The sequence below is a fragment of the Pseudonocardia sp. genome (genome assembly GCF_029263155.1).
In the GTDB taxonomy this organism is placed as follows: Bacteria; Actinomycetota; Actinomycetes; order Mycobacteriales; family Pseudonocardiaceae; genus Pseudonocardia.
Map to the genome: position 1 here is coordinate 19,810 of NZ_JAJCYB010000001.1, position 10,577 is coordinate 30,386.

Here is a 10,577-nt window from a genome sequence, read left to right on the forward strand (position 1 = left end):
GTAACGCCCTCAGGCTCTCGAGCGATCGGTCCGAGCCGGCCGCGTGCTCGACCACTCGCCGCGCCCGCGGCGCCCCACGCCCGCCCGGCGTGCCCCGCCGTCGCCTCGGCGTGCGCCCACCGGTACCCGTCCGGCACGCCCGGCGACGGGACGGGGCCCACCGCCGAACCTGCCCGTGTGTCGCCCGGCACGCCGGGCCACGGAGCCGCGGCAGGCGGACCCGCGATCAAGGGCATGTGGTCGCGCCCGGTGATCCACGAGCCGCCATCTGCCCTTGATCACCGAAGGGGCCGCCACAGCACTCGCCGAGCCGCACCCCGAGGTGGGCCGGGCAGCTGCTCAGCCGGTGACCAGCAGGACCTCGCCCTCCAGGCCGTCGGGGTCGCGGAAGAACATGCTCAGCGCCCCGCCGAAGTCGTTGACGGTGCCGTCGCTCGCCCCCGCCGCGACGAGCCGCTCCCGGATGGTCTCGAACGCCTCCGGCGTGGCCGCGGCGAGGCCGACGTGGTCGATGCGCCCGCGTCCCCACATCGGGGTCTGCCGGTCGGGCTCGGTGTTGCCCTCGATGGTGACGATGTTCAGCTCGGTGCGCGGACCGATGCGGATCGTCGTCATCGTCTCGCCCGGCTCGTCGCCGTGCTCCCGGGTGGGCCCGACCTCCGCGTCGAACACCTCGGCGTAGAACGCGCCCAGGCGGGCGACGTCCTTCGAGATCCAGGCGATGTGGTTGACCCCGTCGAGCAGCATGGCCGTCCCTCCCGTGGTGAGAGGGTGAGCCTATGACGCAGACCTGGACCGCGCGGGAGTGTGCGCAGGCGTGGGGGGTGCGGGAGTCGACGTGGGCCGGCTACGTCTCGCGCGGGCAGGCGCCCGCCCCGCTCCCCGGCGACGGCCCGCGCCGCTGGGACGCCGACACCGTCCGCACCTACCCCCGACCCGGCGCCGGCCGCTCGCGGGCCGCGGCGAACCCGCAGGCCCGGGCCCTGCTCGAGGAGATGGCCGAGGTCGCCGCGGCGCTCGCCCGGCTCCGGTCCCGCCAGCGCGAGCTGGCGCGGGCCGGTCGGGACGCGGGGGCCGAGACCCGGGCCATCGCCCGCGCGAGCGAGGTATCCCCCCAGACGGTCTACGGCTGGCTGCAGGGCTGACGGGCGCATCGCCTCCGCCGGATGCTCGGCCGGGGCGGCCGAGCGACCTCGACCGCGCGGGCCGGCCGCCGTGGTCGACGCGTGGCCCGCCACCAGCGGCCGGATCGGTACGGCGGAGCGCCGCGCCGGAGCTCGGGAGCCATGATCGACGGTTCGGAACCGGGAGCCGTGCCCCGGCCCGTTCCCGGTTCCATGCCGACGATCACCCCGCCCGCGGGCGAGGTGCGCCGCGATGATCGCCGGATCGGAACCCGGAGGCGTGCCCCACGCGGCTGCGGGTTCCGAAGCGCCGATCACCGTTCCTCGCGGTGCCGCACACCGTCGGCGGAGCCGCGCACCCTCCACCGCTCGCCGCCGTCAGCAGTCCGCCGCCGCCGCGGCGAACTGCGCGTCGTAGAGGCGGCGGTACGCCCCGCGCGCCGCCAGGAGCTGCTCGTGGGTGCCCTGCTCCACGATGCTGCCCGCCTCCATCACAAGGATCAGGTCGGCGTCACGGATGGTGGACAGCCGGTGGGCGATGACGAAGCTGGTGCGTTCGCTGCGCAGCGCCGCCATCGCCCGCTGCACCAGGACCTCGGTGCGGGTGTCGACGGAGCTGGTCGCCTCGTCGAGGATCAGCAGCGACGGATCGGCCAGGAACGCCCGCGCGATCGTGATCAGCTGCTTCTCCCCCGCGCTGACGTTGGACCCCTCCTCGTCGATGACGGTGTCGTAGCCCTCGGGCAGCGACCGCACGAACCGGTCGACGTAGGTCGCCCGCGCCGCCGCCATCAGCTGCTCCTCGGAGGCGCCGGGGTTCCCGTAGGCGATGTTGTCGCGGATCGTGCCGCCGAACAGCCACGTGTCCTGCAGCACCATCCCGATGCCCGAGCGCAGGTCGGCGCGGTCCATCGCGGCGATGTCGACGCCGTCGAGGGTGATCCGGCCGCCGTCGAGCTCGTAGAAGCGCAGGACGAGGTTGACCAGCGTCGTCTTGCCCGCCCCGGTCGGCCCCACGATCGCGACCGTCTGCCCGGGCTCGGCGACCAGCGAGAGGTCGTCGATCAGCGGGGTGTCGGGCAGGTACCGGAACGCGACGTGCTCGAAGGCCACCCGGCCCCGGCGCTCGCTGCGCACCTGCGGGGACTCCGGGTCCGGCGTCTGCTCGCCCGCGTCGAGCAGCTCGAACACCCGCTCCGCCGACGCCACGCCCGACTGCAGCACGTTCGCCATCGACGCCACCTGCGTCAGCGGCTGGGTGAACTGCCGCGAGTACTGGATGAACGCCTGCACGTCGCCGAGGCTCAACGTCCCCGACGCCACCCGCAGCCCGCCGATGACGGCGACCGCGACGTAGTTGAGGTTCCCGACGAACATCATCGTCGGCATGATGATCCCGCTGATGAACTGGGCGCGGAAGCTCGCGCCGAGCAGGTCGGCGTTGCGCTCGGCGAACTCGGACTCGGTCTGGGCGCGGCGGCCGAACACCCGCACCAGCTCGTGGCCGGTGAACGACTCCTCGATCAGCCCGTTCAGCCGCCCGGTTTGGCGCCACTGCGCCACGAACTGCGGCTGCGAGCGCGACGCGATCACCTTCGTCAGCCAGAGCGTCACCGGGATCGTGACCAGCGCGATCAGCGTCAGCAGCGGCGAGACGACGACCATCATCACGACCACGCCGACGATCGTCAGCAGCGAGGTCAGCAGCTGGCTCATCGTCTGCTGCAGGCTCGTCTGGACGTTGTCGATGTCGTTGGTGACGCGGCTGAGCACCTCGCCGCGCTGCCGGGTGTCGAAGTACCGCAGCGGCAGCCGGTTGATCTTGTCCTCGACGTCGCGGCGGAGTGCGTACACGGTGCGCGCCACGATGCCGTTGAGCAGGTAGCCCTGCGCGTAGCCGAACACCGACGCGGCCAGGTACAGCGCGATCACGCCGAGCAGCACGGCGCCGAGCGCGGAGAAGTCGATGCCCGCGCCGGGGACCACGTCCTGTGCCGCGATGAGGTTGGCGACGGTGTCGTCGCCCGATGCGCGGGCCGCCTGCGCCGCCTGCTCGGCGGTGAGTCCGGCAGGCAGCTGCCCGCCCACCACCCCGGCGAAGATCACGTCGGTGGCCACGCCGAGCAGGTACGGACCGATGACGTTGAGCGTCACGCTGACCACGCCCAGCACCAGCACGGCCACGACGCCGAGGCGCTCCGGCGACAGCCGGACGGCGAGCCGGCGCAGCGACGGCCAGAAGTTCGACGCCTTCTCCGCGGGCTGGCCCATCCCGCCCCACGGCGGGCCGGCGCGGCGCTCGGCGGCCATGCCACGGGCGGCCGAGACGGTGTCGGCGTCCTGCTTCGGCTTCACCGGCGCGCTCACGCGCCCACCTCCGCGCCGAGCTGGGACTCGACGATCTCGACGTAGGTGGGACACGTCACCAGCAGCTGCTCGTGGCGGCCGATCCCCACCACCGCGCCGTCCTCCAGCACGACGATCTGGTCGGCGCCGGCGATCGTCGACACCCGCTGGGCGACGATCACCACCGTCGCCGTCGCGGTGACCGGGGCCAGCGCGGCCCGCAGCCGGGCGTCGGTGGCGAGGTCGAGCGCGGAGAACGAGTCGTCGAACAGGTAGATCTCGGGCTTGCGCACCAGGGCACGGGCGATGGCCCGGCGCTGACGCTGCCCGCCGGCGTCGTTGGTGCCGCCCTGGCTGAGCGGGGCGTCGAGACCGCCCTCCATGGCCCGCACGAAGTCGGCGGCCTGGGCGATCGTCAGCGCGGCCCACAGCGCGTCGTCGGAGGCGTGGGGGTCGCCGTAGCGCAGGTTGGTCGCGACCGTGCCGGAGAACAGGAACGGCCGCTGCGGCACCAGCCCGATCCGCCTCCACAGCACCTCGGGATCGAGCTCGCGGACGTCGACGCCGTCGACGGAGACCGAGCCCGCCGTCGCGTCGAACAGCCGCGGCACCATCGACAGCAGCGTCGTCTTCCCGGCCCCGGTGCTGCCGATGATCGCGGTGGTCTGCCCCGGCCGCGCGGTGAGCGAGACGTCCCGGAGCACCGGGGCGGCGGCGCCGGGGTAGGTGAAACCGGCGCGGTCGAACACCAGCAGGCCGTCGGCGCGGGTCGGGACGGTCGCCCGCTGCGGGGGTGCCACCGAGGACTGCGTGTCGAGGACCTCGACGATCCGGTCGGCGCAGACCGCGGCCCGCGGGATCATGATCGCCATGAACGTGGCCATCATGACGGCCATCAGGATCTGCAGCAGGTACTGCAGGAACGCCGTGAGCGACCCGATCTGCATCTGGCCGGCGTCGATCCGCTCGGCGCCGAACCACAGCACCGCCACGCTGGACGCGTTGAGCAGCAGCATCACGACCGGGAAGATCAGCGCCTGCAGCCGGCCCGCCCGGATCGCCACCTCGGTGACTCCGGCGTTCGCGGCGCCGAAGCGCTCGGTCTCCAGCGGCTCGCGGACGAAGGCCCGCACCACGCGGATGCCGGTGATCTGCTCGCGCAGCACGCGGTTCACCGCGTCGATCCGCACCTGCATGAGCCGGAACTGCGGGACCATCCGCACGATGATCAGCCCGATCGCCACGACCAGCGCCGGGACGCTGACGGCCACGAGCCAGGACAGCCCGATGTCCTCCTGGAGCGCGAAGAAGACACCGCCGACGCACATGATCGGCGCGGAGACGAGCATCGTGCAGGACAGCAGCACGAGCATCTGCACCTGCTGCACGTCGTTGGTGCTGCGGGTGATCAGCGACGGCGCGCCGAAGCGGTTGACCTCGCGTGCGGAGAACTCGCCGACCCGGTGGAACACCGCGGCGCGGACGTCGGCGCCGAAGCCCATCGCGGTGCGCGCCCCGAACCAGACCGCACCGATCGAGCACGCGACCTGCGCGAGTGTCACCAGCAGCATCCAGCCGCCGGTGCGCAGGATGTAGGCCGTGTCGCCGCGGGCGATGCCGGAGTCGATGATGTCGGCGTTGAGGCTGGGCAGGTACAGCGCCGCGACCGTGCCGACCAGCTGCAGCGCCACCACCATCAGCAACGGTCCGGAGTAGGCGCGCAGGTGGGTGCGCAGGAGTCGGATCAGCACGGCTCGCCCTCGATGTGGTGGGTGTCGGTGTGGTGGTGGGCGAGCCCGTCGAGGACGGTCGTCACGATCCGCTCCGCGGACAGCGGCGGCCCGTCGCACAGGCGCGGGTGGGTGCCGGAGAACACCAGCAGCCGCAGCACGCGGGCCAGCTCGGTGGCGGGCACGCGCAGCGCGGCGGAGTCGGGGCCGATGACGTCCACGACGGCCTCCTGGAAGGCCTCGTTCATCATCCGGGGCGAGGGGCACTCGTCGTCGGGTGGGCGGGGCGCGGGTGGCCGGGCGAGCTGCAGCGCGTCGATGAGCCCGAACACCCCGGTCAGCCGGCTCTGCAGGATCTGAACGGCCGCGACCAGGCGCGCGCGCAGCGGCAGCGAACGGTCGATCCCGGCGAGTTCGCGCAGCGTGGACGCGGGGTCGAGCGCGGCCGCGGTGACCGCCCGCATCAGGGCCTCCTTGTGGGGGAAGACGCTGAAGATCGTGCCCTCGGCGACGCAGGCGGCCTCGGCGATCTGGCGGGTGCTGACCGCGGCGCCGTGCCGCAGCACGAGCGGCAGCGTCGCCTCGACCAGCGCGCGACGGCGCGCCTCGGGCGCCAGGCGACGCGCGCGGGCGGGGCGGGCGGGGACCATGGCGCGACCGTATCTGAGCGCATACTCAGTAAACAAACGGTCATGTCCTCGCCGCTGGGTCCGACCGATCCCGCACCACGACGAGCGGCGCTCACCGTGCGGTGGGTGGCCCTGGGCTGTTCGGGTGACGACCGGTGAGCGGGCGAACAGCATCTAGCCCCGACCGGTGGCTCGCCGGTAGGAATCATGTCACCCGCCGTACATCCGCCGTTGCCGAAAGGCCCCTCGACCGTGGAACCGCTCCCCCGCTCCCGCCGCCACTCGCCGGCCCGTGTCAGCGTCGCCGAACTCGTGTCGCTGCATTCCGTGCGCTCGTCGGCGGCGGTGGCGCCCGCCCCGGCGCCTCCGGTGTCGGTGGCGGCGCTGCTGCGCCGCGAGGGTCGCGGCCCGCACGCGGTGGACCGGCCGCTGCGGCCGCGCACGCGCCCCCGGCCCGGACCCGCGGAGGAGCCCCCTCCGCGCCGGGGCGTCGGCAGGGCGACGGTGGCCGCGGGTGCGCTCTTCGCGGCCACCGCGGTGTTCGGGGCCACCGCGCTCGACGAGTCCCGCTCCACCCGGGACCGGGACCGCGACGGCGGCGGGGCCCTCGCGGTGCCCGAGCCGGGCCGCGGCGCGCCCACCGACGGCGTCGACCCCTCCGACGACGGTGTGGGCCTGGCCACCGCGCTGGCGCAGCTGCCCGGCGACGGCGGTGCCGCTGCGGACCCCCTCCCGATCGCCTCCGGCGCCGACATCGGGCGCGAGGTGTTCGCGGGCCTGTTCGACACCGGCGCGACCGGGTCCGTGCCCCCGTCCACCGGTGGCAGCCTCCCGGCGGGCGGCCCCCCCGGCGAGACGTCCCCCGCGCCCGCTTCCCCCGCGCCCGCTTCCCCGGGCGCGGCCCCCTCGGTCGGGGCCCCGGGCGCCGGGCAGCCGGGCCCGGGCACCCCCGGCGGGGACGACCCGGCCGGGGACGATGCGGGGCCGGCGATCACGGTGTCGGCGCCCACGCTCGGCACGCCGGCGGTGACCCCGCCCCGCTCGGGCCTCCCGGCGGTCACCGCCACCGAGGCCGAACTCGACCCGCCCGACCTCACCCTCGCGGCACGCGACGACGGTCTCGCGCTGTCGGCCTCCCGGGCCGCGGTGACCACCCCGGACGTGACGGCCGAGGGTGTCGACGCCGGGCTGGCCGCCCTGAGCGGCACGGCCGCGACGCTTCCCGACGTCGAGGTGGCGCCGGGGACGGCGCCGCTGCTGCAGGTGGGCGCCGAGCCCGAGGCCACCGTGCCGGCACTGACCGTGTCGGAGGCGGAGCTGGTCACCCCCGACCTGAGGCTCGGCGACGCGGACGTCGAGGTTCCCGACCTGCGGACCCCGGAGCTGGCCGTGCCCGAGGTGCCGGTCGTGCGGACCCTGACCGGCGTGCTGGGCGGCTGAGCCGTCCCGGTCCCGGCCGCCCGGCCCACCGTTCAGTCCAGCTCGGACAGGACCAGCCGCTCGTAGTCGTCGAGCACCGCCCGGAGTTCGGCGACGTCGACCGGGCCGTGGACCTGCTGCATGCCCGCGAGCAGCGCGATCCCCATCGTCGCGAGCCGGCGGGCGACCGCGTCGTCGATGCCCAGCCCCGCGATCACCTGCCGCGTCGCCTCGGTCCGCTGGGCGTCCACCCGCTGCTGGGTCCGGCGCACGACCGGGTCGCAGTGGGCCCAGGCCCGGATCGCGGCCTCCGCCTCGTGCGGCAGCGTGGTCGCGAGGTGCTTCAGCGACTCGACCCGCTGCCGGGCGTCGGGGACGGCGAGCGCGAGCTCGGCCGGCGCCCAGGTCTGCTCGGCCTCCCAGTACTCGAGCAGCGCCTCGACGAAGCCCGCCCAGCTGCCGAACTCCTCGTCGATGCGACCGATCGGGATGCCCAGCGCCGTGCACAGGGTCGCCGCGCGCAGCCCACCGGGCCCCCGCTGCGCGAGGATGCCCAGCGCGGCCACGTGGTAGCGGGCCGGCGGGAGCCGACCGTGTTCCGCCGCCACGACCACCACCCCTCGTCCTCGGCCAACCTAGTTGCCGGGTGCACGCTCGCAACCCGCGTGCGCCGAACGCACGACGGCGTCGGTGTGTCCCGCCGCGCAGCCCGCCCGGACGAGCGGGGCACTCGATTCCGTCGGTGCCGGATGCGAACATCTGTTCGTGTCCGCCACGATCCTGCACGCCGACCTCGACGCGTTCTACGCCTCGGTCGAGCAGCGCGACGACCCCGGCCTGCGCGGGCGCCCGGTGATCGTCGGGGGCGGGGTGGTGCTGGCCTGCAGCTACGAGGCCAAGGCCCGGGGGGTGCGCACGGCGATGAACGGAGGGCAGGCCAGGGCGCTGTGCCCGGAGGCGATCGTCGTCCCGCCCCGGATGCCCGCCTACTCCGCGGCCAGCAAGGCGGTCTTCGCGGTGTTCCGCGACACCACGCCGCTGGTCGAACCGATCTCGATCGACGAGGCGTTCCTGGAGGTCGGGGGCCTGCGCCGGATCGCGGGCGCGCCGCTGGGGATCGCGGCCGGCCTGCGGCGCGCGGTGGCCGAGCGGGTCGGGCTGCCGATCACGGTCGGGATCGCCCGCACCAAGTTCCTGGCCAAGGTCGCCAGCGGTGTCGCCAAGCCCGACGGCCTGCTGCTCGTGCCCCCCGACGGCGAGCTGGCGTTCCTGCACCCGCTGCCCGTGGAACGGCTGTGGGGGGTCGGCGGCGTCACCGCCGGGAAGCTGCACGCGCTCGGCGTCCGCACCGTCGGCGAGGTGGCCGACCTGGGCGAGCCCGCCCTGGTGTCGATCCTGGGTCGCGCGGGCGGGCGACACCTGCACGCGCTGGCCCACAACCGGGATCCGCGCCCGGTGCTGCCGGGCCCGAGGCGGCGCTCGATCGGCTCGCAGCAGGCCCTGGGACGGCGCGCGCGCACCGCGGAGGAGCTCGACGCGATCCTGGCGGGCACGGTCGACCGGCTGGGCAGGCGGCTGCGCGGCGGGCACCGCGTGTGCCGCACGGTGGTGCTGCGGCTGCGGTTCGCCGACTTCTCCCGCGCCACCCGCTCCCACACCCTGCCCGAGGCCACGGCGCACACCGCGACCCTGCTCGCCGCCGCTCGCGACCTGCTCGCCGTCGCCCGCCCGCTGATCACCGAGCGGGGCCTCACGCTGCTCGGCGTCTCACTCGCGTCCCTGCTCGACGACGGCGCGGTGCAGCTCGCCCTGCCCTTCGACCGGGCCGGTGGCCCGGCCCTCGACGTCGCCCTCGACTCGGTGCGCGCCCGCTTCGGCGCCCGCTCGGTCACCCGCGCCACGCTGCTGCACACCCGTGCGCCGATCGAGATGCCGCTGCTCCCCGACGATCCGGAATGACCGGCTGGATCCGGGGTGGGCCGGCCCACCCGGACCCGACGGGTCGGCTACCGTCGGCCGACACGAGCGCCGCGATCTTGCACGGAGAGTCGATGTCTGACGAGCAGCCCCACGAGCCCAGCGAGATCACCTACGCGGAGCACTTCCACCCGGCCCGGCCGCGGAGCCTGCGCCACCGGGCACGGGTGAAGGCGCCGTTCACCCGCCGCTCGGTGGCCAAGGACGGCAAGGCCACGGGCACGAACCCGGCCTACGTGTCGTGGCTGCTGTCCCAGTCGATGCTGGCCGACGCCAACGAGATCAGCCGCCAGTTCTCCGGCCAGGGCTCGATGTGGCAGAACCCGTTCGCGAACCCCGGCCCCCGCCAGGCGGTGGAGACGGCGTCGGTGTGGTTCACCGCGTACCCGATCTCGTTCATCACCCGGCCCGGCGAGTCGTTCCTCGGCGCGCTGGCCGACGAAGCGCTGTGGGACGCGTTCGCGACCATCGGGATCGAGGCGGTGCACACCGGCCCGGTCAAGCGCGCGGGCGGGCTGTCGGGCTGGCAGGCCACCCCGAGCGTCGACGGCCACTTCGACCGGACGAGCACCGAGATCGACCCCGCGTTCGGCACCGAGGCCGAGTTCCGCGCCATGTGCGGCATGGCCACCTGGTCGGGCGGCACGATCATCGACGACATCGTGCCCGGCCACACCGGCAAGGGCGCGGACTTCCGCCTCGCCGAGATGAAGCACGGCGACTACCCCGGCATCTACCACATGATCGAGATCGACCCGGAGGACTGGGGCATCCTCCCCGAGGTACCGGCCGGTCGGGACTCGGTGAACATCGACGCCGTCACCGAGGAGAAGCTGGAGAAGGCCGGCTACATCATCGGCCGCCTGCAGCGCGTCATCTTCTACGCCGAGGGCGTCAAGGAGACCAACTGGAGCGCCACGAAGGCCGTGGAGGGCGTCGACGGTGTGGAGCGGCGCTGGGTCTACCTGCACTACTTCAAGGAGGGCCAGCCCTCGATCAACTGGCTGGACCCGAGCTTCGCCGGGATGCGCCTGGTCATCGGCGACGCGCTGCACTCGCTGGCCGACCTCGGCTCGGGCGCGCTGCGGCTCGACGCCAACGGGTTCCTCGGCGTCGAGAAGTCCACCGAGGGCCTCCCGGCCTGGTCGGAGGGCCATCCCCTCTCCGCGGCGGCCAACCACCTCATCGGGTCGATGGTGCGCAAGCTCGGCGGGTTCACCTTCCAGGAGCTCAACCTCACCATCGACGACATCCGCATCACCGCCGAGGCCGGCGCCGACCTGTCCTACGACTTCGTCAACCGCCCCGCCTACCACCACGCACTGGCCACCGGCGACACCGAGTTCCTGCGC

At 74.3% G+C, this 10,577-nt stretch carries 9 protein-coding genes; 4 read left to right on the forward strand and 5 right to left on the reverse strand.

Annotation, left to right across the window (positions count from 1 at the left end; translation table 11 throughout):
* Nucleotides 1-339: 339 nt before the first annotated feature.
* Nucleotides 340-747 carry a VOC family protein gene (locus tag Q1K26_RS00105; protein WP_300006786.1) on the reverse strand — a complete coding sequence of 136 codons (408 nt, stop codon included), beginning with the start codon at nucleotides 745-747 and terminating at the stop codon, nucleotides 340-342.
* Nucleotides 748-779: 32 nt separating this feature from the next.
* Here Q1K26_RS00105 and Q1K26_RS00110 point away from each other — a divergent pair, with 32 nt between their 5' ends.
* The gene (locus Q1K26_RS00110) at nucleotides 780-1,145 is read left to right on the forward strand and encodes a hypothetical protein (RefSeq protein ID WP_300006788.1); all 366 of its coding nucleotides are present in this window, start codon (nucleotides 780-782) and stop codon (nucleotides 1,143-1,145) included.
* A 357-nt stretch (nucleotides 1,146-1,502) separates the two neighbouring features.
* Here the strand turns inward: Q1K26_RS00110 and Q1K26_RS00115 are convergent, their stop codons facing one another.
* The 3 genes from Q1K26_RS00115 to Q1K26_RS00125 all read right to left on the reverse strand — a co-directional run bounded on the left by Q1K26_RS00115 (nucleotide 1,503) and on the right by Q1K26_RS00125 (nucleotide 5,850).
* Nucleotides 1,503-3,395 carry an ABC transporter ATP-binding protein gene (locus Q1K26_RS00115; RefSeq protein ID WP_300006803.1) on the reverse strand — a complete coding sequence of 631 codons (1,893 nt, stop codon included), beginning with the start codon at nucleotides 3,393-3,395 and terminating at the stop codon, nucleotides 1,503-1,505.
* A gap of 92 nt (nucleotides 3,396-3,487) precedes the next feature.
* On the reverse strand, nucleotides 3,488-5,221 hold the full coding sequence (locus Q1K26_RS00120) for an ABC transporter ATP-binding protein (protein WP_300006790.1): 1,734 nt from the start codon (nucleotides 5,219-5,221) through the stop codon (nucleotides 3,488-3,490).
* On the reverse strand, nucleotides 5,215-5,850 hold the full coding sequence (locus Q1K26_RS00125; RefSeq protein ID WP_300006792.1) for a TetR/AcrR family transcriptional regulator: 636 nt from the start codon (nucleotides 5,848-5,850) through the stop codon (nucleotides 5,215-5,217). Before Q1K26_RS00125 ends, Q1K26_RS00120 begins: the two co-directional genes overlap by 7 nt.
* A gap of 291 nt (nucleotides 5,851-6,141) precedes the next feature.
* On the opposite strand from Q1K26_RS00125, the gene Q1K26_RS00130 reads away from it, so the two are divergent.
* Nucleotides 6,142-7,269, forward strand: coding sequence for a hypothetical protein (locus tag Q1K26_RS00130; RefSeq protein WP_300006793.1), 1,128 nt, complete (start codon nucleotides 6,142-6,144; stop codon nucleotides 7,267-7,269).
* 32 nt (nucleotides 7,270-7,301) lie between these two features.
* Here the strand turns inward: Q1K26_RS00130 and Q1K26_RS00135 are convergent, their stop codons facing one another.
* The gene (locus Q1K26_RS00135; RefSeq protein WP_300006794.1) at nucleotides 7,302-7,856 is read right to left on the reverse strand and encodes a TetR/AcrR family transcriptional regulator; all 555 of its coding nucleotides are present in this window, start codon (nucleotides 7,854-7,856) and stop codon (nucleotides 7,302-7,304) included.
* A gap of 151 nt (nucleotides 7,857-8,007) precedes the next feature.
* On the opposite strand from Q1K26_RS00135, the gene dinB reads away from it, so the two are divergent.
* Nucleotides 8,008-9,207: a DNA polymerase IV gene (gene dinB, locus Q1K26_RS00140; protein ID WP_300006804.1), complete on the forward strand. Its 1,200-nt coding sequence runs from the start codon at nucleotides 8,008-8,010 to the stop codon at nucleotides 9,205-9,207.
* Between the two features lie 92 nt (nucleotides 9,208-9,299).
* The coding region (locus Q1K26_RS00145; protein ID WP_300006795.1) for an alpha-amylase family glycosyl hydrolase at nucleotides 9,300-10,577 on the forward strand (1,278 nt) is incomplete at its 3' end.

Bases quoted from the DNA above. Each gene is read 5' to 3' on its own strand.
- Q1K26_RS00105 (WP_300006786.1), bottom strand. From the start codon at position 747: ATGCTGCTCGACGGGGTCAACCACATCGCCTGGATCTCGAAGGACGTC.
- Q1K26_RS00125 (WP_300006792.1), bottom strand. From the start codon at position 5,850: ATGGTCCCCGCCCGCCCCGCCCGCGCGCGTCGCCTGGCGCCCGAGGCG.
- Q1K26_RS00110 (WP_300006788.1), top strand. From the start codon at position 780: ATGACGCAGACCTGGACCGCGCGGGAGTGTGCGCAGGCGTGGGGGGTG.
- Q1K26_RS00115 (WP_300006803.1), bottom strand. From the start codon at position 3,395: ATGGGCCAGCCCGCGGAGAAGGCGTCGAACTTCTGGCCGTCGCTGCGC.